Raw genomic sequence first — 20354 nt, 5'->3', positions numbered from 1 at the left:
ATTTCTCCCGATAGGGTAGAGCGATGAAGCTCGCTGGAAATCGTCGTTCAGCGAGCCGCGTTCAGGTTTGAGTCAATAGCGGCGCAAGCGGAGCGCTTATGCCCACAACGCCGAGGTTTCGATATTACGCAGGTCGAACACGAGCACTTCCGCATCGCGGCCCTGCGTGAACGTCAGCGCTTCTTCACCCCGCACCCGCGCGCCGTCACCCTCGCCAAGCTCGACGCCATTCACCGTGACGCTGCCGCGCGCCACCTGAACATATGCATAGCGGTCCTTCGCGAGTTCGAGCCGTGCGGTTTCCTCGCCGTCGAACAGACCGGCATACACGCGCGCATCCTGTTGCAACTGCAGCGAACCGTTCGCACCGTCCGGCGACAGCACGAGCCGCAGCACACCGCGCTTGTCGGCCGCGCCGAAGTGCTGTTGCTGATAGCGCGGCTTCGTGCCTTGCTGGGCAGGCGCGATCCAGATCTGCAGAAAGTGCACCGGCTCGCTCTTCGAATGGTTGTATTCGCTGTGCGCCACACCGGTGCCCGCGCTCATCAACTGGATGTCGCCCGGCACGATCACCGAGCCCGTGCCCATCGTGTCCTTGTGTTCGAGCGCGCCTTCGAGCACGTACGACAAGATCTCCATGTCGCGATGCGGATGCTTGCCGAAGCCCTGCGCCGGCGCCACACGGTCGTCGTTGATCACGAGCAGGTCGGAGAAGCCGTTCTGCTTCGGATCGTGATAGTTCGCGAACGAAAACGTATGACGCGAGCTGAGCCAGCCGTGTTCCGCGCGGCCACGTTGGTTGGCGTGTCTGATTTCGAGCATGCTCTTTCTCCTTGAGTTTTATCGTGCGATCCGGGCCAGATGTTTGGCTGCGATCCATGAACGACAGTGTAGGTCAATCAGGATGGCTATAATCATGATAAAACCGGAAACACTGTCGCATTGAAGTGGACAATAAGATGCAACTCGATGACATGCGGATCTTCGTCGCGACCGTCGACGCCCACAATTTCACCGCCGCGGCGAACCGGCTGTCGCTGTCGAAACAGTTCGTGAGCCGCCGTGTGATGGCGCTCGAGGAAGCGCTCGGTGTGCAACTGCTGATCCGCAACACGCGCAAGCTGGCGGTGACCGATCTGGGTCAGGAGTTCTACGAGCGCGCGAAGCGCATCCTCGGCGAGGTCGAGGACGCCGAGCAGGCCATGTCGCTGCGCCGCGCCGGGCCGCGCGGGCTGCTACGCGTGAGCGCGCCGATGTCGTTCGGCATGATGCATCTGTCGCCGCTCGTCGCGGCGTTTCTGCGCGAGCATCGCGACGTGCGCTTCGATATGGAACTGAGCGACCGCGCCGTCGATGTGGTCGGCGAAGGCTTCGACATGGCGATCCGTATCGGCACGCTGGCGGATTCGTCGCTGATCGCGCAAAAGCTGATCGATGTGAAGATGCTCGCGTGCTGCAGCCCTGGTTATCTGCGTCGGCGTGGCAGCCCGGCCGTACCTGGCGATCTCGCGAACCACGAATGTCTGCTGTACGGCCATGGCGGCGCGGTGAGCTGGGACTTCAGCGTCGAGGGCGTGGTGAAGAGCATCGAGGTGCGCGGGCCGTTACGCGCCAATAATGGCGATCTGATTCGCGATGCGGCCGTCGCGGGACTTGGAATCGTTCGGCTACCGGATTTCATCGTCGCCGATGCGCTCGCAAGCGGACAACTCGTGCCCGTGCTCGAAGCGTTCCTGCCGTCGGCGACGGGCGTCTATGCCGTGTATCCGCAGCATCGGCAAAGCTCGGTCACGATCCGGGCGTTCGTCGAGTTTCTGCGCAAGCATCTGAGGAAGAAGCTCGCGACCGAACCGCGGACGCCCCTCGGCTAATTCCCCTAAACCGCATCAACCGTCGCGGAAGATAAAGCTGTACGCGCTCAACGCCGGCACGCCGCCCAGGTGCGCATACAGCACGCGCGAGCCGGCCGGAAATTCGCCGTTGCGCACCTTGTCGATCATGCCGTGCATCGACTTTCCCTCGTACACCGGGTCGGTCAGCATGCCTTCGAGCCGCGCGCACAGACGGATCGCATCGAGCGTGCCGTCGTTCGGCAGACCGTATTCCGGGCCGCCGTAGCGCTCGTCGAGCACGATGTCCTTCGCGGTGATGTCGCGGCCCAGCTCGACGCTCTCGGCTGTCCGCTTCGCGATGCGCATGATCTGCTCGCGTGTCTGCGCCGGTTTCGCCGATGCGTCGATGCCGATCACCCGATCGGCGCGACCGTCGGCGGCGAAACCGACGACCATGCCAGCCTGCGTGCTGCCCGTCACCGAGCACACGACGATGTAGTCGAACTTAAAGCCTAGTTCGGCTTCCTGCTGACGCACCTCTTCGGCAAAGCCGACGAAGCCGAGGCCGCCGAGCGGATGATCCGAGCAGCCGGCCGGAATCGCGTACGGCTTGCCGCCGGCCGCGCGCACGCTGTCGAGCGCGTCTTCCCAACTCTTGCGAAAGCCGATGTCGAAGCCGTCCGGCACGAGCCGCACGTCGGCACCCATCATGCGCGACATCTGGATGTTGCCGACGCGGTCGTACACCGCATCCGAGTAGTTGACCCAGTTCTCCTGCACGAGCACGCACTTCAGGCCCAGATGCGCGGCAACCGCCGCGACCTGGCGCGTCTGGTTCGACTGGATGCCGCCGATCGACACGAGCGTGTCGCAGCCCTGCGTGAGCGCGTCGGGGATCAGATATTCGAGCTTGCGGGTCTTGTTGCCGCCGAACGCGAGGCCGCTATTGCAGTCCTCGCGCTTGGCATACAGCTCGACCTTGCCGCCGAGATGCTCGCTCAGACGCTTGAGCGGTTGAATTGGCGTCGGTCCGAAGGTGAGCGGGTAGCGGGGGAATCGTTGCAGGTTCATCGCGGCTCCGTGGTGGGGTGATTTCCGTGAGTCCATGTTAGGAAAAACCGCCAGAAATGAGCTTGCGAAAAAAACCGCGCGGACGTATTTTTCGAAACCAAAGAATGTCCGTTTCCTAACAAAACTTCGTACACATGGTCATGAGCGCAACGAAAGTTCGTGCTGGAGCGCCACCTTCGGGCATCGGCGCGATTCACCACCCGCTCGATCGCATCGATCGCGCGATCCTGCGGCAGTTGCAAACCGACGCGTCGATTTCGAACGTGGCGCTCGCCGCGAAAGTGAAGCTGAGCGCGCCGGCGTGTTTGCGGCGCGTCGAACGCTTGAAGGAATCGGGGCTGATTCGCGGCGTGGTCGCGCTGCTCGATCCAAAGGCGGCCGGCGCGGGCATGCTCGTGATCATCGGCGTGGTACTGGATCGCTCGACGCCCGAGTCGTTCGCCGAGTTCGAGAAGGCCGCGCAGAAAGTGGCCGGCTGCATGGAGTGCCACGTGGTGACCGGCGAGTTCGACTATTTCATGGTGATCCGCACGCGCGACAGCGACAGCTTCAATCGACTACACGCCGAGCAGTTGCTGTATCTGCCGGGCGTACGGCAGATCCGCTCATTCATGGTGCTGAAGGAAATCCTGTCGACCACGAAATTTCCGCTGTGAGTCGCGCGGCCGCGCCGCCGGCCGCGAAAGCGCGCATGCTGTCATAAACGCCGCGCCCGCGCGACGAAGCTTCGGCGCACCCGCATGTGGCCGTGGCAGCACCGTGCCAACGCGGGCGGGCGCCGGCACTTTTCCGGAGCGACCATCATGACTCGCAACAGACCGCAATTCCTTACATCGTTCGGCGGCACCTCGAAACGCACGTGCGCGGCCGTGTTGTCGTTGCTGCTAGGCGCGGCCGCGCTCGCGTTGCCGCTCGCGCAGCGCGTCGCGTTCGCGGCGGAGAGCGCCGTCGTGATCGCGCCGCCCGCGCTCGACGAACCGATCCCGGCCAGCACCGCGCACGCGGAAACCGCGGTGTTCGCGGGTGGCTGCTTCTGGGGCGTCCAGGGGGTGTTCCAGCATGTGCGCGGTGTCACGCGGGCGGTGTCCGGCTACTCGGGCGGCTCACGCGACACCGCGCAGTACGAGACCGTCAGCGGCGGCGAGACGGGGCACGCCGAATCGGTGCAGGTCACGTTCGATCCTGGCAAGGTCACCTACGGCCAGTTGCTGCAGGTGTATTTCTCGGTGGTTCAGGACCCGACCGAGCTGAATCGTCAGGGGCCCGACAGCGGCACGCAATATCGCTCCGCGATCTTTCCGCTGAACGACGCGCAACGGCACGTCGCGCAAAGCTACATTGCGCAGCTCGACAAGTCGCACGTGTTCCCCGCGCCGATCGTCACGAAGACGGAGCCCTACAAGGGCTTCTATCCGGCCGAGTCGTATCACCAGAACTATCTGACCTTGCATCCCGATTCGGCCTACATCGTGTTCAATGACATGCCGAAAATCGCCAACCTGAAACGCCTGTTCCCCAACCTGTATCGCGACAAGCCGGTGCTCGTCGAAGCAGGGCAATAACCCCTCCGAACGGCGGCGCCAGCGGCGCCGCCGCAGCGCCGGACCGTCTTCGGCTTACGCCTTGGGTCGCGCTCGTCATCAATCTTCCACAGAGTTGGCGCATATCTTGCGCAGCAATGCTCCGTTGGCCATTGTCCGCGTCACCGCGGCGCGCAAGGACTATGCGCAGTGGCCACCACGCTAGCGCGTGGGTCATGCGGGCTCGCCGCGCCTCGTGCGCATCGCGCTGCCAGCTTCATCGATTGGAAAAATTACACGCCGTAAGTAACAGCGCGGCGGCCGTCCGCGTTTTTGGGTCCGCGCTGGACCCCGGGCGAAAACCTAACCTCATCGCGACGAGCGAAATTGGAGGCTTCCGGTGGTGAACAGCCGTAGAAAGAAGCGGGGCGCCATGCCTCGCCATAAACAAACCGGCATCGCGGCGAGCTCGCTCGTCGCCGCGACCTTGGGTGCGATGGCCTGCCTGCCGGGTGTGGTCTTCGCGCAGACGCCGTCGCCGCTCGGCGAATGGCAATATTCGGTGGGCATTCCGCTGCAGAAGATGTGGCAGCCGAACATTCCCGACTGGCAACTGCGCTTCGGCGTGGCCACATCGTTCCAGCCGCGCTTCGAAGGATCGGACCGCTATCACCTGGTGACCGGCCCGAGCATCGACGTGCGCTACAAGGATCTGTTCTTTCTGTCGAGCGGCGAAGGCTTCGGCGTGAATTTCGCGCAGGGCGAGAACTGGCGCATGAGTCTCGCCGCGGTCTACGACCTCGGGCGACGCGGCCAGGACGATCCGCAGGAACTCAACGGGCTCGGCAACATCAACCCGGCGCCCGGTCTGAAGCTGTCGGGCGAGTACGTCGTGTCGAAGGATTTTCCGCTCGTCCTGCGCGCCGATATCCGCCGCTATTTCGGCGGATCGAACGGCTGGATCGGCGATCTCGGCGCCTATATGCCGATGCCCGGCAGCACGAAGCAGTTCTTCTGGTTCGCCGGCCCGAACGTGGTGCTCGCGGACTCCAATTACATGAACAGCTGGTTCGGCGTCAATCAGGAGCAGGCCGCGCACTCGCAGTATCCGCAGTATCACGCGAGCGCGGGCTTCAAGTCGGTGGGTTTCGGCGTCAGCGCGATTTGGCTGTTCAGCAAGCACTGGTTCGCGACCGCCGACGGCGCGTTCGAGCAGCTCGTCGGCAGCGCGGGCAACAGTCCGATCACGCGCAGCCGCGCGACCGGCGTCGCCGACGTGTCGATCAACTACCGGTTCTGACGCACCGCCGCGTCGCAGCCACTGCGCCGTGACTTCGTGGGTATAGCCCTTGCTGACTCTCTGACCGTGCGCCGCGACGCCTCCGTCGCCGCGCGCCCGAACACAAGGAGTGATCCCATGGCAGGTAAAGCGAATACCCAGAAGCCCGCGGCCCAGGCAAACGGGGCAGCGCAGTCGAACGACGCGAAATCGAACGATCTCGAATGCAATCGCGTGAAGCCGCAAGGCGAGGCCCTGAGGACCAATCAGGGCGTCAAGATCGCCGACAACCAGAACACGTTGCGTGCGGGACCGTGCGGTCCATCGCTGCTGGAAGATTTCATCATGCGTGAAAAGATCACGCACTTCGACCACGAGCGCATTCCCGAACGGATCGTGCACGCGCGTGGCTCGGCCGCGCATGGTGTCTTCAAGGTCTACGAATCGATGCGCGAGTACACCAAGGCCGCGTTTTTGCAGGACCCGGCCGCCGAAACGCCGGTCTATGTGCGTTTCTCGACCGTGCAAGGTCCGCGCGGCTCTGCCGACACCGTGCGCGACGTGCGCGGCTTCGCGACGAAGTTCTACACGCAGGAAGGCAATTTCGATCTGGTCGGCAACAACATGCCGGTGTTCTTCATTCAGGACGCGATCAAGTTTCCTGACTTCGTGCACGCGGTGAAACCGGAAGCACCGAACGAAATGCCGACCGGCGGGTCCGCGCACGACACGTTCTGGGACTTCGTCTCGCTCGTGCCCGAATCGGCGCACATGGTGCTGTGGACGATGTCGGACCGCGCGATTCCGCGCAGCTTCCGGACGATGGAAGGCTTTGGCGTTCATACGTTCCGCTTCGTCAATGCGCAGGGCAAAGCTCGTTTCGTCAAGTTCCACTGGCGTCCCATGCTCGGCTCGTATTCGCTGCTGTGGGACGAAGCGCAGAAGCTCGCGGGCAAGGACCCGGATTTTCACCGGCGCGACCTATGGGAAGCGATCGAGCGCGGCGATTATCCGGAGTACGAACTGGGCGTGCAGATCGTCGAGGAAGCCGACCAGCACAAGTTCGATTTCGACCTGCTCGATCCGACCAAGCTGATCCCGGAAGAGCTGGTGCTGGTGAAAATCATCGGCAAGATGACGCTCAATCGCAATCCGGACAACTTCTTCGCCGAGACCGAACAGGCCGCGTTCCATCCGGGGCATATCGTGCCGGGCATCGATTTCACCAACGATCCGTTGCTGCAGGGGCGTTTGTTCTCGTACACGGACACTCAGATCAGCCGCCTCGGCGGCCCGAACTTTCACGAGATTCCGATCAACCGGCCGGTCTGTCCATCCGTCAACAATCAGCGCGATGCGATGCATCGGCAGGCGATCCATGTCGGCCAGGCGTCGTACGAGCCGAACTCGCTGAACGAGGGCTGGCCGAAGGAAACCGATCCGGCCGCTGAGGATGGCGGCTTCGACAGCTATCAGGAACGCGTCGAGAGCACGAAGATTCGGGTGCGCAGCGACTCGTTCGCCGATCATTTCTCGCAGGCCGCGTTGTTCTACAACAGCATGTCGCAGCCGGAAAAAGACCATATCGCGGCGGCCTATCAGTTCGAGCTCGGCAAGGTGACTAAGCCCGAGATTCGCGCGCGCCAGGTCAACGAGATTCTCGCGAACTTCGACGCCGATCTCGCCGCGAAGGTCGCCGAAGGACTCGGCTTGCCGGCGCCGAAACAGGGCACGGCGAAACTCGTCGGGCCGAAGACGTCGCCGGCGTTGAGTCTGCTCAATCGCGTGAAGCCCGGCATCAAGACCCGCAAGATCGCGCTGCTCGCCGCACCCGGCTCCGATAGCGCGGCGATCAAACAGTTGCAGCAGGCGCTCACGGGCGAAGGCGCGACGCCGATGCTGATCGCGCCGACGCTCGCCGAGATCGATGGCCTCGCGCCCGACGCGACGATCGCCGGGCTGCCATCTGTGATGTTCGACGCGGTGATCGTCGTCGGCGGCCAGAAGGGGGCGAAGGCGCTGTCGCAATCGGGCGATGCACGGCACTTCGTGCTCGAAGCGTTCAAGCATCTGAAGGCGATCGCGGCGCTCGGCGCGGGGCGCGACCTGCTCGCGGCCGCGCAGTTGCCCGCGCAGCCGGACGGCGTAGCGACCGGCGAGGACTCGCAGTCCGCCGACGTGTTGAAGGCGTTCATCAAGGCCGCCGGACTGCATCGCGTGTGGTCGCGCGCGGCGCAGGCGGAATCGGTGCCGGCCTGAGCGGGCCGAGCCGGTTGCGCTGATGCGCTGCCGCGCTAGCCGCTGAACGGTGCTGAGCGTAGCTGAAACGCGGCGCGTCGATGCGCGTCGATGCAGGAATCTGGCCGGTGTTTGACGGCCAGATTCTTTTTGCATTCCGCGTCGCGCGCGACGAATCGTGCGAAGGGAGCCGCGCCGTGCCCAGCAGGGCTCAACGAGCGCACTCCCGTTACGAGATGCGGGTCGTCCTTGTATGATGACAGCGGTCGCATCGCGGCACTCAACACTGTGCGCAGACCCGAAAAACATTCCGCATCGACCCGATTCGCCATGCCATTTACAGAAAAAATGACCGCATCGCAGGCCGTCGATCAACTCCGTTTCCGCCGCATCCTTCGCCGCAATATCGCGCTGCCTTTGGGCGTCGGCCTCGTCACGATGGCGCTGTTCGTCGGCTTGATCGCGTATCTCGTGTCGACGATGACCTGGGCCGAGCACTCCGAGCGGGTGATCGGCGACGCCAACGAAATGCTGCGGCTCGCGGTGGATCGCCAATCGTCGATGCGCGGCTTTCTGATCACCGGTAACGAGAGTTTCCTCGCGCCGTATGAAAACGGCGGCCCGAAATTCAAGGCACAGCTCGAAGCGTTGAAAAAGCAGGTCGCCGACAACCCGCCGCAAATCGAGCGGCTCAAGCAGATCGAGGCCTTGCAGGAGCGTTGGAGCCGCTTCGCCGAACAGATCATCGACGCGCGCCGCCGCAACCAGGACTATGAGAGCGCGATCGCAGCGGGGCGCGGCAAGCTCGAATTCGACGAAACGCGTCGCGAATTCGGCGATTTTCTCGACGTCGAATTGCGCTTGCGCCAGCAGCGCATCGAAGCGACGCGCAACGTGACGGCGACGCTGCTCGGCGTGTTCCTGCTGTTCAGCCTCGTCGTCAGCGGCCTGCTAGCGTGGCGAGGCCGTCGCGAACTGCTGGACCTGTCCGGGACCTACGACGACGTGCTGCGCCGCCAGGGCGAACAGACCGCGCTGCTCGAGCAGCAGGTCTGGTTGCGCTCGGGCCAGCGCCTGCTCGCGGACAAGGTCGTCGGCCAGACGAGCGCGCCGCTCGTCGGCCGCGCGATGCTCGAGTTTCTCGCCCAATATCTCGATGCGGGCGCCGCCCACCGCGTCGCGCGAAGCCTTGCTGCCCGGCACCGCCGAGCCCGCCGCCGCGTCGATAGCCGACGATCGCGACAATCGCACCCGCGCGGGCCGTCTGATCGTCGCGGTCGAAGACGATCCGCCGTTCGCCGCGATTCTGCGCGATCTCGTGCACGAACTCGACTTCGACTTCGTGCACGCGAGCGATGCCGCGAGCGGCCTCGCGCTGGTGCGCGACATGCGGCCGGCCGCGGTGCTGCTCGACGTCGGTCTGCCGGACCGCTCGGGCCTCACGGTGCTCGAATGGCTGAAGAACGATCCGCTGACTCGCCACATTCCGATCCATATCGTGTCGGCCACCGATCACGCCGACAAGGCGCTGCATCTCGGCGCGATTGGCTACACGCTGAAGCCGACCGCGCGCTCGACGATGGAGGCCGCGATCCGCCGCCTCGAAGCGCGGCTGCAACAGCGCCTGAAGCGCGTGCTGGTGATCGAGGACGACGCGCCGATGCGCGAAAGCATCCGCGCGCTGTTGCAAAGCGAGAACACCGGGATCGTCGCGGTCGCGACGCTCGCCGAGGCGTTCGAGCAACTGTCGGCGCTGACGTTCGACTGCGTCGTCACCGATCTCGCGCTGCCGGACGGCACCGGCTACGATCTGCTCGAACGGCTCGCCGCGAACAGCGCGCATGCATCGCTGCCGGTGATCGTCTACACGGGCCGCATGCTGTCCGACGAAGAGGAGCACCGGCTGCGCCGCTACTCGAAGTCGATCATCATCAAGGGCGCGAAATCGCCGGAGCGTCTGCTCGATGAAGTCACGCTGTTTCTGCATAGCGTCGAGTCGTCGCTCGCGCCGGAGCAGCAGCGCATGCTGCGCACCGTGCGGCAACGCGACAATGCGTTCGAGGGCCGCACGATCCTGCTCGCCGAAGACGACGTGCGCAACATCTTCGCGCTGTCGCACGTGCTGGAGCCGCTCGGCGCGAAACTGCTGATCGCGCGCAACGGCCGCGAGGCGCTCGACGAACTGGAGAACGGGCCGGAAGTGCATCTGGTGCTGATGGACATCATGATGCCCGAGATGGACGGCCTGACCGCGATGGGCGAGATTCGCCGCAATCCGCGCTTCGCGCATCTGCCGATCATCGCGCTGATCGCGAAGGCGATGGCGAACGATCGCACGCGCTGCCTCGAAGCGGGTGCCGACGACTACGTGTCGAAACCGATCGACGTCGACAAGCTCGTCGCGCTGTGCCGCTTGTGGCTGCGGCAGCGCTGACGGCGCGAGCGTTGGCACGGAAGCGAGAAACGCGATGAAACCGTCCGCATCTGAGGTACCGCATCGCATCAGCGATTTCGACATCGAGCTGCGGCTGCTGCTCGAGGCGATCTATCTGAAGTATCAGCACGACTTTCGCCACTACGCGATGTCGTCGCTCCGCCGCCGCCTCACGCAGGCGCTCGATGAATTCAACGTGGAGACGCTGTCGCAATTGCAGGACCGCATCATGCGCGACGGCTACGAGTTTTCGCGGCTGTTCCGCTACCTGACCGTGCAGGTCAGCGACATGTTTCGCGATCCGTCGTATTTCCTCGCGCTGCGCGAGCACGTGCTGCCGCGTTTGCGCCCGACGGGCTCGCGCGCGCGGAGGCGGGCATCTACGCGCTCGAACGCATCCAGGGCTTCACGCAGAACTATCTGGCGGCGGGCGGCACGCGTTCGCTGTCGGACTACTATCATGCAGCGTATGGCGGCGCGCGCTTTGCCGGCTCGCTGAAAGAGCGCGTGGTGTTCGCCGATCACAGCCTGTCTACCGACGAAGTGTTCCTCGAAGCGCATCTGGTGTCGTGCCGCAACGTGCTGATCTATTTCGATCGCGGCTTGCAGGATCGCGCGTTGGGGCTGTTCGAGAACGCACTGGTGCGGCGCGGCTTTCTCGGCCTGGGCAGCAAGGAAACCCTGCGGTTTTCACATCACTACCCGGCGTTCGACGAGTTTCGCCCGGCCGAACGCATTTATCAGAAGCGTTAGCGAGGTCGCGATGCCACGCTCGACCAGTCAACCCCCGCCCACCCAGGCCGCCGACGCCGGCACCGCCGCGCGGACGCACGCGCGGCGCGGCTATCAACTGGTCGTGATTGGCGGGTCGGCGGGCGGCATCGAGGTGCTCAACGTGCTGCTCGCCGCGCTGCCCGCGCGCTTCGCGGCAGCCGTGATGATCGTCGCGCATCTGCCGCCCGATTCGCCGAGCTATCTGGTGCCGGCGATCGCGCATCGCTGCGTGCTGCCGGTGCTCGAACCCGATGCGGGGGAGCCGATCCTGGCGGGCCGCGTGTACGTCGCGCCGCCCGATTATCACCTGCTCGTCGAAGTGGACCGCACGGTCGCGCTGTCGACCGCCGCGGCGGTGCGCTTCTCGCGGCCGTCGATCGACGTGCTGTTCGAATCGGCCGCCGCGGTGTACGCCGAGCGGCTGCTTGCGATCCTGCTGTCCGGCGCCAACGACGACGGCGCGCACGGGCTCGAACGCGTGCGCGCGCTCGGCGGCACCGCGTGGGTGCAGGACCCCGGCAGCGCCGGTGCACCGGAGATGCCGCGCGCGGCGATCGAGCGCGGCGCGGCCGACGCGATCTACAATCCCGCAACCCTGGCGCAGCGCCTTGCCGCGTTGCCGACTTCCCTCTGATCCGGTGCCATGACGAACTCACCTGTGAACATCCTGATCGTCGACGACATCGTCCACAACATCACCGCGCTGGAAGCCTTGCTCGCGCGGCCCGACGTCGCGGTGCTGGTCGCCGGCTGCGGCACCGCCGCGCTCGATCTGCTGCTCAAGCACGAAGTCGCGCTGGCGATTCTCGACGTCAATATGCCCGGCATGAACGGCTTCGAGCTGGCCGCGCTGATGCGCGGCAGCCCGCGCACGTCGCACGTGCCGATCATCTTCCTGAGCGCGACCGCGCAGGACGCGTCGCGCACGTTCCGTGGCTATGAGGCGGGCGCGGTCGACTTCCTGTACAAGCCGTTCGATCCGCGCATCCTGCAGTCGAAGGTCGACGAATTCGTGCAGTTGGAGCAGCAGAAGCGCCAGCTCGCCGCGCAACTGGTGACGACGCGCCAGATGCTCGAAGCGAACGAGATGCTGATGGCGGTGCTCAGCCACGATCTGCGCACGCCGCTCGGCGCGGTGCTGGCGTCGGCGGAATACCTGATGCGCACGGCCGCCGACGAGCAGGCCGCAACCGTCACCGCGCGCGTGAAGAACAGCTCCCTGCGCATGGCGCGGATGGTCGATCAGCTGATGAACCTCGCGCGCCTGCAAGGCGGACGTCTGCCGTTGCAGCCGCGCTCGATCGAACTCGCGACGCTGTGCCGCTCAGTCATCGACGAATTCGCATCGCAGAAGAGCGGCAAGCAGATCCTGTTCACCTGCACCGGCAATACGGCCGGCGCGTGGGATACCGATCTCGTGTGGCAGGCGGTATCGAATCTTGTCAGCAACGCGCTGCATCATGGGGCGTCGGAGGGCGATATCGGCGTGGAGGTCGATGGCGACGCCGAGGATTGCGTGCGCCTGAAGGTGTCCAATCGCGGCACGATTCCGGCGGAGGTGTTTCCGCATCTGTTCAAGGCGTTCGTGTCGAACGGCAACGGCGCGCGCTCGCGCGAAGGGCTCGGGCTCGGTCTGCATATCGTGCAGCAGATCGCGCGCATGCATGGCGGCGACGTCAGCGTCGTATCCACGGACGAGTCCGGCACGACCTTTACGATCGAATTGCCGAGGACGGTGGCGTTGCAGCGGGGGTCGTTTACCCGGCGATAAAGCATCGCCAGGCCGGCGATCACGCCGGTGGGCCAGCGCCGCGTGCCCGCTGTGCTACGCTTGCCGCAACCCAATTCACGCAGCGCAAGCACGAATCCCCATCATGCGTTCCTGGCGCCTCGCATCACCGCAGCGCAGCGGTCAGATCAGCACCGCGCTCGCCACCGATCTCGTCATGGCGATCTCCCACCCGGATGCCGACTCGCTCGCCGCGAGCATTCTGCTGACGGTTGGCGAATCGTTGTCGCTGCCCGTCTCGCAGTGCACGATCTTCGCGTATGAGTTCGACGCGCGGCCCCGTACGGTGTCGGCGGCCGACCATCGCGGCGGGCATTTTCTGCGCGACGTCGCCGCACGCTACGCCGCGCATTTCTATGCGCTCGACGGCAATCGCGCGATCATCGGTCAATCGAACCACAGCCGGCGCACCGCTTCGCGCGATGCGCTGGTGCTGCATCAGCAGCGCGGCGACGAAATCGAAAACGAAGCGTACCGCGCGGCCTGCTACGCGCAGCCGAACGTATCGGACCGGCTGTCGTTGCTCGTGCAGCCGGCGGATAGCGTGTGGCTGTCGATCAACCTGTATCGCGACCGCGCGTACGGGGTATTCGCGCCGGGCGAACTGGAGCGGATCGAAAGCGTCGCGCCGCTGTTCGCGCATGCGGCGAAGGGCCAATACGCGCTGAACGGGCAACATCAGCAGGGCACCGGCGCGGCGATGCTCGCGCGCGTGCGGCGCGCATGTCCGACGCTGACGCCGCGCGAGCTCGACGTGTTGCGTGGCACCCTCGATGGCGCGAGCGCGGCCGAGATCGCCGGGCAGATGGGCGTGAAGCCAGCAAGCGTCGTCACGTACCAGAAGCGCGCGTACGCGCGGCTCGGGATTTCTAATCAGCGGCAACTGTTCGCGTTGTGTATGCAGCCCTAGCTGCACATCTGTCGAAACTCGCGCCGAAGCGCGCGTCGCATCGCGCTTCGAGTCCGCTTCAACTCCGCTTACCCCGCGCCTCGGCCTGCGTCTCCCGATCCCAGCGTTTCAACCACGGCATCACGAAATCCGCGAAGCCGTCGGCCGATGGCGACAGCGCACGCTCGGTCGACCGATACACGCATACCTCACGAATCGTTTCAGGATCGACGATACGCTTCATCACCAGTCCGAAGGTCCGCGCGAGCGGTGCGACATAGGCTGGCGCGAGCGTGACCGCCAGCCCCTGCGCGGCGAGGCCGAACGCGGTGGTCACGTTGTCGACGACATCGACGGGAATGATGCGCGCCTCGACCGGCAGATTGGCGAGCATCTGGTCGACCGCGCGCTCGTGGTCGCGGCCGGTCGCGACGATCGGCACGTCGCGCAGATGCTGCCACTGCACGCGGCGGCGCGCGGCGAGCGGATGCGCGGCCGAGCACCACATGACCCACGGACTCGCGAACGCGGGCTCGGAGCGCACGCGCGGCCCGCTTTGCCGGTCCGGGCCGATCGCGAGATCGATGTCGCCGCTCTCGACGCGCTCCACCAGTTGCTCGACCACGGTATCGCAGACGCGCACTACCACCTTCGGCTTGTCGCGCGCGTATTCGGCGATCGCCGCGGGCAGCGCCGTCGACGCGATGACGAGCGGCGCGCCGACCCGCACGATGCCGGCCGCGCGGTTGCGGATATCGTCGGCGGATTGGGCGGCTGCGCGCACGTGGCGCAGCACCGATTCGGCCGAGGCCAGAAAGTCCTGCCCCGCGCTGGACAGCGCGACGCGCCGCGTCGTGCGATCGAACAGCCGGAAGCCGAGCTCCGTTTCGAGTTCGGCAAGCAGCTGGCTGACCGCCGACGAGGTCAGCCCGAGCCGCTGCGCCGCCGCGCCGATGCTGTGCAGATCGACGATGGCGAGGAACGCTTCGAGTTGACGGATCGTGACGCGGGTAAGAGGCATATGATCGATTCTAAAGAAAAACTTACGAATCATGAAAAATCGATTGATTGTGCGCGGCACGCCGACGACCGACACTCATGCGGGTCGACTTAGCCCGGTAAACCCGCTTAGACTCAAGGTTTGCCCGGTCGTCCCGCGGCGCGCGGACGACCGCTACAACAGGCCTGCAGAGGCCGTCTTCAAGGACCCGTCATGTTCGACCATATTCCCGCCTATCCGGGCGACCCGATTCTGAGCCTGAACGAAGACTTTCAGCTGGACCCCCGGCCGAACAAGGTCAACCTCAGCATCGGCATCTATTTCGACGACGCCGGCAAGCTGCCGGTGATCGACGCGGTGCGCCGCGCCGAAACCGCGCTGCTCGACGCGATCGGCCCGCGCTCGTATCTGCCGATGGCGGGTCTGCCGCTCTATCGCGACACCGCGCAGGCGCTCGTGTTCGGCGCCAACAGCGTGGCGCGCGCCGAAGGCCGGATCGCGACGCTGCAAACGCTCGGCGGCTCGGGCGCGCTGAAGGTCGGCGCCGATTTCCTGAAGCGCTATTTCCCCGGCTCGCAGATGTGGATCAGCGATCCGAGCTGGGAAAACCATCGCGTGGTGTTCGAAGGCGCGGGCCTCACGGTCAACACCTATCCGTACTACGACGCGCAAACGGGCGGCCTGCGCTTTGCCGAAATGCTCGCCGCAATCGACGCGCTGCCGGAAAAGAGCATCGTGCTGCTGCACGCGTGCTGCCATAACCCGACGGGCGTCGATCTGAGCCCGTCGCAATGGGCGGAACTGGTGCCGGTTTTGCAGCGCCGCAAGCTGATCGCGTTCGTCGACATGGCCTACCAGGGTTTCGGCGCGGGCCTCGAAGAAGACGCCGCGCCGGTGCGCCTGCTCGCCGACGCGAACGTGCCGCTGATCGTCGCGAACTCGTTCTCGAAGAATTTCTCGCTTTACGGCGAGCGCGTCGGCGCGTTGAGCGTGGTCTGCAAGAGCGCCGACGAAGCGGCGCGCGTGGCGGGCCAGCTGATGTCGGCGGTGCGCGCGAACTACAGCAATCCGCCGACGCACGGCGCGCGCCTCGTCGCCAACGTGCTCGCCGATGCGACGCTGCGCGCGTCGTGGGAAGCCGAGCTCGGCGCGATGCGCGAGCGCATTCTGGCGATGCGCAAGGTGATCCACGCAGGGCTCGACGGACGCGTCGATGAAGTGATGCGCGCGCGATATGTCGCGCAGCGCGGCATGTTCACGTATACGGGCCTGTCCGAAAGCCAGGTCGAGCGTCTGCGCAACGAATACGCGGTGTACGTGCTGCGCTCGGGCCGCATGTGCGTCGCCGGGCTGAACGCGCGCAACGCGGACTATGTCGCGTCGTCGATCGCGGCGGTGGTGTCGGGCGCCTGAAGCGATCCGGCGCTCGGCCGCTGTTGCGGCACGCGTGAATATGATGGGCGGCGCGCATGGGCGCGCCGTCACAACGACAATCATGGAGACACCGACGAGATGACCACGACCCTCGAAGCGCCAGCGGCGAGCCCGTCAAGATCGGCCGCGATGCATCCGGACGAATGGCAGGCGCGCGTGCAACTCGCCGCCTGCTACCGGATTTTCGATCTGCTCGGTTGGACCGAGATGATCTACAACCACATCACGCTGCGCGTGCCCGAAAGCGTCAGCGGCGCCGAGCGCCAGTTCCTGATCAATCCGTTCGGGCTGCACTACAGCGAAGTGACCGCGAGCAATCTGGTGAAGATCGACGCGCAGGGGCGCGTGCTCGACGGCTCGCCGTATCCCGTGAATCCGGCTGGCTTCGTGGTGCATGCGGCGATTCACGAGGGCTTGCCCGACGCGCACTGTGTGATGCATACGCATACGACGGCGGGCGTCGCGGTCGCCTGCCTCGAAGAGGGCCTGCAGCAGACCAACTTCTATAGCGCGCAGTTGCACGACCGGATCGCGTATCACGACTTTGAAGGCATCACGATTCATGCGGAAGAGGGGCCGCGGCTGCTCGCGCATATCGGCGACAGGCAGGCGGTAATCCTGCGCAACCACGGTCTGCTATCGTGGGGCCGGACGTTGCCGCAGACTTTCGCGATTCTGTGGACGCTGAATCGCGCGTGCGAAGTCCAGGTGGCGACGTTCTCGATGGGCCGCGCTCGGCCGGTGCCGGAGGAGGTCGCGATTCGCTGCTCGCGCGACGCGCTGCAGTTCGATCCGCGCCACGGCGCCGGGCAGGACGTGTTCGATGCGCTGGTGCGGCGGGTCGACCGGATCGATGCGAGTTTCCGGCAATGATTGAAGCCACGCGTCAAAGAGCGCGACAATCAACGCTGCAATAATCACAGCAACAGGCAAGGATTCAGGCGATGAAAGTAGCGATCTACGGCGCCGGCTCGATCGGCGGCTGGATGGGAGTGAAGCTCGCGCAGGCGGGCCATCGGGTCAGCGTGGTCGCGCGCGGCGCGACGCTCGACGCGGTGCGCCAGCATGGTCTGCGGCTGATCGAAGGCGGCGTGATCTACGCCGAGCAGGTGAAGGCGAGCGACAAGCCGGCCGATCTCGGCGTGCAGGAACTCGTCGTGATCGCGGTGAAGGGCCCGGCGATGGCGACCGTGGCCGCGCATATCAAACCGCTGCTCGGCCCCGAGACGATCGTGCTGACGGCGATGAACGGCGTGCCGTGGTGGTTCTGCGACGGCCTGGGCGGCGAACTCGCCGGCCAGCGCCTGAAGACGATCGATCCCGACGGCGCGATCACCGCCGCGATCCCGGCTCCGCAGACGGTCGGCTGCGTCGTGCATGCCAGTTGCCTGATCGACGCGCCCGGCGTGATCCGGCATCACCAGGGCAACGGACTGATCGTCGGCGAGGCGTCGGGCAAGCCGAGCGAGCGTATCGAGCTGCTCGCCGCGCTGTTGCAGGCGGCGGGCTTCCATGCAACGGCTTCGGCGCAGATCCAGCGCGACGTGTGGTTCAAGCTGTGGGGCAACATGACGATGAACCCGGTCAGCGCGATCACTGGCGCAACGACCGACCGGATCCTCGGTGACGAACTGGTGCGCGGTTTCGTCACGCACATCATGCTGGAGGCGAAGGAAATCGGCGCGCGCTTCGGCATCCCGATCGACCAGGCGCCCGACGACCGTCACGCGGTCACGCTGAAACTCGGCGCAATGAAGACATCGATGTTGCAGGACGTGCAGGCCGGCAAGGCGGTCGAACTCGATGCGCTAGTCGGCGCGGTGCGCGAACTCGGGCAACTGACGCGCGTGCCGACGCCCTATACCGATGCGTTGCTCGGACTCGCGCGGCTGCATGCGAGTACGTTGGGCTTGTATCCGAGGCAGTGAGGTCGGTCTGCCAGCGCCCGTTTTGTTGTGATGGCTGTAATTCCCTCGCACTGCTGCGGCATTGCCGTTACCGCCTCTAGCGAACCGCCTCCAGGGAGGCGTTTTTTTTTCCCGCGCTAGGCTGTGGCGGCAACCGGCAGCTTCGCCGCTTCGATCAACGACAACGCGCGCCGCGAGTCGTCGAGTTCGGTGAGGCACAAGAGCGCGAGGCGCGCGAGATACAGCGACGCCTGCGCCTCGCCTTCGTGGGTCAGCGTGTTGCACAGCGTCGTATAGACGAGGTCGAGATCGGAATCGGTCATGATGTCGAAGGTCCTTGCGCGTTAGTTCTGCCGTGTCAGCGTGGCATCGAGCGCGCGCAGAACGGCCGCCGCGCTGCCGTTGCGCCAGCGCGCGAGAACGTGGCCGTCGGGGCGGCTCAGATAGACGGTGCCGGGCCGTGCGTCGAGCATGTCGTGCAGGCGGCCGGTTGGGTCGATCGCTCGCGGGCTGTTTGCCGATTGCGCTTCGGCCGTGACGATATCGATCAGGTTGAACGGAACGCCTTGGTGGGCTAGCGTGCTTTGCAGTTGCTGCCACGCGTCACCATCGTTCGCGCGGTCTGCGTCGAAGCGCAGCGCCGTGAAGCACGGTCCGAGCAGATCGGTTAGATGAATGCCGAGCCGTGCGCCATCTTGCGATTGTTTGAGCAGCCTGCCCTCGGGCAGCACGGTACCCGGCGCGGGGCCGCGATCGAACGCATCGGCTCCGTCGCCTGCGAAGTTCAGCGGCGATTGCCGATACGCGATTGCATGCGTCTGGCGCGGATTGATCAGCGGCCGCACCGCCGCATGCCGTTCGGCGAGCCCGAGCACGGCCGTGCGCAGCAAGTCGAACGCGAAGGTCGGCGGCGCCATGAATTCGGTACTTTTCATGCCGTAGCTCAGGTTCTCGCGCGCCGCGTACACACGTTCGTCGCTATAGCTATCGAGCAGCGCTGGCGACGCGCTCCCGTTGATCACGCAGCCCAGCTTCCAGCCGAGATTGTCGGCGTCGTCGATGCCGGAGTTCGCGCCGCGCACGCCGAAGATCGGCACCAGATGCGCGGCGTCGCCGGCGAATAGCACGCTGCCATGCCGATAGCGTTCGAGCGTCAGCGCATTGGCCTTGTAGATCGTGATCCAGATCGGCGACCAAGCGCCGGCTTCGCCCATCGAGTTAAGCAAGTTTTGCACGCGCGGTATCACGTTCTCGGGCAGTACGGCGGCGTCGGGGTCTTCGTCGTCGCGTAACTGATAGTCGATGCGCCACACGTTGTCAGGCTGCTTGTGCACGAGCACCGTCGAGCCCGGATTCGACGGCGGATCGAAGTACGCGAGCCGTTCGGTCGCGCGCGTGCTGTCGAGTTCGATATCGACGATCACGTAGCGGCCTTCGTAGGTCGTGCCTGTAAGCTTCAGCCCGAGCAGGTCGCGGATCGTGCTGCGTCCGCCGTCGCAGGCGACGACCCACGCAGCGTCCATCTGCCAGCTTTTGCCTTGCGGATCGGCAGGATCGGCGCTGCGCAAGGTCAAGGTCGCGCCGCCCTGCGGCCGTTGCTCGAGGCCAGTCACACGCGTTTGCCAGCGCACGTCGATCAGATCGGCGTGCCGTTCGATCTCGTCGAGCAGCAACTGCTCGATCTGATACTGCGCGATATTGATCATCGGCGGCAGCGACTGCTCGTCGTCCTGATGCATCGCGAAGCGGAACACCTCGGTGTCGCGATAGAAACTGCGCCCGCCGGTCCACGCCAACCCGTTTTGCAGAAAGCCGTCGACGACGCCGAGCCGCTTGAAGATTTCGAGGCTGCGTCGCGAGATGCAGATCGCGCGGCTGCCGGTGCACACGCTGTCATCCGCCTCGATCAGCACCGAGCGCACGCCCTGGCGCGCGAGCGCAAGCGCGAGCGTCATGCCGACCGGACCGCCGCCGACGATCGCGACGGCGCGCGCTTGTGGATCGCGTCCGTCGTTGAGCGGCGGCAACGCGGCCGGATAGCGGCGCGGGGCGAACGGATAGGGCTTGAACGGGCGGGTCATGCGTGTCTCCAGTTTTCTTGCGTTATCGGTCCAGTATGCGTCAGCGTTCGCGCGCGGCTGTCCTCATTTTGGGTACAACGCCGCGCGCGAACGTGACGAGTGGTAG

At 65.3% G+C, this 20354-nt stretch carries 17 protein-coding genes and 3 pseudogenes; 14 read left to right on the top strand and 6 right to left on the bottom strand.

The features are described 5' to 3' along the window. Positions 1-96 precede the first annotated feature (96 nt). Complete coding sequence (locus HDG39_RS25955; RefSeq protein ID WP_184009802.1) at positions 97-822, bottom strand: pirin family protein; 726 nt, start codon at positions 820-822, stop codon at positions 97-99. A gap of 137 nt (positions 823-959) precedes the next feature. On the opposite strand from HDG39_RS25955, the gene HDG39_RS25950 reads away from it, so the two are divergent. After that, entirely contained in the window at positions 960-1871 is a 912-nt protein-coding gene (locus HDG39_RS25950; protein WP_184009800.1) for a LysR family transcriptional regulator, read from the top strand. A gap of 15 nt (positions 1872-1886) precedes the next feature. Here the strand turns inward: HDG39_RS25950 and HDG39_RS25945 are convergent, their stop codons facing one another. Further along, positions 1887-2903 (bottom strand): 1-aminocyclopropane-1-carboxylate deaminase, encoded by a 1017-nt coding sequence (locus HDG39_RS25945; protein ID WP_184009798.1) that lies wholly within the window; start codon positions 2901-2903, stop codon positions 1887-1889. A gap of 140 nt (positions 2904-3043) precedes the next feature. Here HDG39_RS25945 and HDG39_RS25940 point away from each other — a divergent pair, with 140 nt between their 5' ends. The 5 genes and pseudogenes from HDG39_RS25940 to HDG39_RS35925 form a co-directional block, all read left to right on the top strand. Next, positions 3044-3559, top strand: coding sequence for an Lrp/AsnC family transcriptional regulator (locus HDG39_RS25940; protein WP_026226668.1), 516 nt, complete (start codon positions 3044-3046; stop codon positions 3557-3559). A 147-nt stretch (positions 3560-3706) separates the two neighbouring features. After that, positions 3707-4465 carry a peptide-methionine (S)-S-oxide reductase MsrA gene (gene msrA / locus HDG39_RS25935; RefSeq protein WP_184009796.1) on the top strand — a complete coding sequence of 253 codons (759 nt, stop codon included), beginning with the start codon at positions 3707-3709 and terminating at the stop codon, positions 4463-4465. A 358-nt stretch (positions 4466-4823) separates the two neighbouring features. Next, on the top strand, positions 4824-5723 hold the full coding sequence (locus tag HDG39_RS25930; RefSeq protein ID WP_184009794.1) for a MipA/OmpV family protein: 900 nt from the start codon (positions 4824-4826) through the stop codon (positions 5721-5723). A 117-nt stretch (positions 5724-5840) separates the two neighbouring features. Then, positions 5841-7961 (top strand): catalase HPII, encoded by a 2121-nt coding sequence (gene katE, locus HDG39_RS25925; protein WP_184009792.1) that lies wholly within the window; start codon positions 5841-5843, stop codon positions 7959-7961. A gap of 90 nt (positions 7962-8051) precedes the next feature. Next, positions 8052-8762, top strand: a pseudogene (locus tag HDG39_RS35925) (CHASE3 domain-containing protein); the annotation flags it as partial. Positions 8763-8891: 129 nt separating this feature from the next. On the opposite strand, the gene HDG39_RS35920 reads toward HDG39_RS35925, so the two are convergent. Beyond that, positions 8892-9089 (bottom strand): hypothetical protein, encoded by a 198-nt coding sequence (locus HDG39_RS35920; protein ID WP_409259211.1) that lies wholly within the window; start codon positions 9087-9089, stop codon positions 8892-8894. Positions 9090-9156: 67 nt separating this feature from the next. Between HDG39_RS35920 and HDG39_RS35915 the strand changes: the two are divergent. The 5 genes and pseudogenes from HDG39_RS35915 to HDG39_RS25900 form a co-directional block, all read left to right on the top strand. Continuing rightward, positions 9157-10374: pseudogene (locus HDG39_RS35915) on the top strand (response regulator); the annotation flags it as partial. Positions 10375-10408: 34 nt separating this feature from the next. Continuing rightward, a pseudogene (locus HDG39_RS25915) lies at positions 10409-11127 on the top strand (CheR family methyltransferase). Between the two features lie 10 nt (positions 11128-11137). Beyond that, positions 11138-11782 carry a chemotaxis protein CheB gene (locus HDG39_RS25910; RefSeq protein ID WP_184009790.1) on the top strand — a complete coding sequence of 215 codons (645 nt, stop codon included), beginning with the start codon at positions 11138-11140 and terminating at the stop codon, positions 11780-11782. 9 nt (positions 11783-11791) lie between these two features. Beyond that, a complete protein-coding gene (locus HDG39_RS25905; protein WP_184009788.1) occupies positions 11792-12919 on the top strand; it encodes a hybrid sensor histidine kinase/response regulator in 1128 nt (375 codons plus the stop codon). A gap of 103 nt (positions 12920-13022) precedes the next feature. Continuing rightward, entirely contained in the window at positions 13023-13847 is an 825-nt protein-coding gene (locus HDG39_RS25900) for a helix-turn-helix transcriptional regulator (protein WP_184009786.1), read from the top strand. A gap of 58 nt (positions 13848-13905) precedes the next feature. Here HDG39_RS25900 and HDG39_RS25895 read toward each other — a convergent pair whose 3' ends face one another. Continuing rightward, the gene (locus HDG39_RS25895; RefSeq protein ID WP_184009784.1) at positions 13906-14847 is read right to left on the bottom strand and encodes a LysR family transcriptional regulator; all 942 of its coding nucleotides are present in this window, start codon (positions 14845-14847) and stop codon (positions 13906-13908) included. Between the two features lie 192 nt (positions 14848-15039). Here HDG39_RS25895 and HDG39_RS25890 point away from each other — a divergent pair, with 192 nt between their 5' ends. From HDG39_RS25890 to HDG39_RS25880, 3 genes are all read left to right on the top strand, one after another. Continuing rightward, positions 15040-16239: an amino acid aminotransferase gene (locus tag HDG39_RS25890; RefSeq protein ID WP_184009782.1), complete on the top strand. Its 1200-nt coding sequence runs from the start codon at positions 15040-15042 to the stop codon at positions 16237-16239. Positions 16240-16338: 99 nt separating this feature from the next. Next, positions 16339-17133, top strand: coding sequence for a class II aldolase/adducin family protein (locus HDG39_RS25885; RefSeq protein WP_184009781.1), 795 nt, complete (start codon positions 16339-16341; stop codon positions 17131-17133). 71 nt (positions 17134-17204) lie between these two features. Continuing rightward, the gene (locus HDG39_RS25880; protein WP_184009779.1) at positions 17205-18188 is read left to right on the top strand and encodes a 2-dehydropantoate 2-reductase; all 984 of its coding nucleotides are present in this window, start codon (positions 17205-17207) and stop codon (positions 18186-18188) included. Positions 18189-18304: 116 nt separating this feature from the next. On the opposite strand, the gene HDG39_RS25875 is transcribed toward HDG39_RS25880, so the two are convergent. After that, entirely contained in the window at positions 18305-18490 is a 186-nt protein-coding gene (locus HDG39_RS25875; RefSeq protein ID WP_184009777.1) for a hypothetical protein, read from the bottom strand. A gap of 21 nt (positions 18491-18511) precedes the next feature. Beyond that, entirely contained in the window at positions 18512-20248 is a 1737-nt protein-coding gene (locus HDG39_RS25870; protein ID WP_184009775.1) for an FAD-dependent oxidoreductase, read from the bottom strand. Positions 20249-20354 lie beyond the last annotated feature (106 nt).

Source organism: Paraburkholderia lebeckiae (genome assembly GCF_014201005.1).
GTDB classification, from domain to species: Bacteria; Pseudomonadota; Gammaproteobacteria; order Burkholderiales; family Burkholderiaceae; genus Paraburkholderia; species Paraburkholderia tuberum.
The sequence above is the reverse complement of the archived record's forward strand: the minus strand, read 5'-3'. Positions and strand labels throughout refer to the sequence as shown.

Excerpts from the sequence above, each read along its gene's own strand:
- HDG39_RS25955 (WP_184009802.1), bottom strand. The coding sequence starts at position 822 with ATGCTCGAAATCAGACACGCCAACCAACGTGGCCGCGCGGAACACGGC.
- HDG39_RS25950 (WP_184009800.1), top strand. The coding sequence starts at position 960 with ATGCAACTCGATGACATGCGGATCTTCGTCGCGACCGTCGACGCCCAC.
- HDG39_RS25945 (WP_184009798.1), bottom strand. The coding sequence starts at position 2,903 with ATGAACCTGCAACGATTCCCCCGCTACCCGCTCACCTTCGGACCGACG.
- HDG39_RS25940 (WP_026226668.1), top strand. The coding sequence starts at position 3,044 with ATGAGCGCAACGAAAGTTCGTGCTGGAGCGCCACCTTCGGGCATCGGC.
- msrA (WP_184009796.1), top strand. The coding sequence starts at position 3,707 with ATGACTCGCAACAGACCGCAATTCCTTACATCGTTCGGCGGCACCTCG.
- katE (WP_184009792.1), top strand. The coding sequence starts at position 5,841 with ATGGCAGGTAAAGCGAATACCCAGAAGCCCGCGGCCCAGGCAAACGGG.
- HDG39_RS25910 (WP_184009790.1), top strand. The coding sequence starts at position 11,138 with ATGCCACGCTCGACCAGTCAACCCCCGCCCACCCAGGCCGCCGACGCC.
- HDG39_RS25905 (WP_184009788.1), top strand. The coding sequence starts at position 11,792 with ATGACGAACTCACCTGTGAACATCCTGATCGTCGACGACATCGTCCAC.
- HDG39_RS25900 (WP_184009786.1), top strand. The coding sequence starts at position 13,023 with ATGCGTTCCTGGCGCCTCGCATCACCGCAGCGCAGCGGTCAGATCAGC.
- HDG39_RS25895 (WP_184009784.1), bottom strand. The coding sequence starts at position 14,847 with ATGCCTCTTACCCGCGTCACGATCCGTCAACTCGAAGCGTTCCTCGCC.
- HDG39_RS25890 (WP_184009782.1), top strand. The coding sequence starts at position 15,040 with ATGTTCGACCATATTCCCGCCTATCCGGGCGACCCGATTCTGAGCCTG.
- HDG39_RS25885 (WP_184009781.1), top strand. The coding sequence starts at position 16,339 with ATGACCACGACCCTCGAAGCGCCAGCGGCGAGCCCGTCAAGATCGGCC.
- HDG39_RS25880 (WP_184009779.1), top strand. The coding sequence starts at position 17,205 with ATGAAAGTAGCGATCTACGGCGCCGGCTCGATCGGCGGCTGGATGGGA.
- HDG39_RS25875 (WP_184009777.1), bottom strand. The coding sequence starts at position 18,490 with ATGACCGATTCCGATCTCGACCTCGTCTATACGACGCTGTGCAACACG.
- HDG39_RS25870 (WP_184009775.1), bottom strand. The coding sequence starts at position 20,248 with ATGACCCGCCCGTTCAAGCCCTATCCGTTCGCCCCGCGCCGCTATCCG.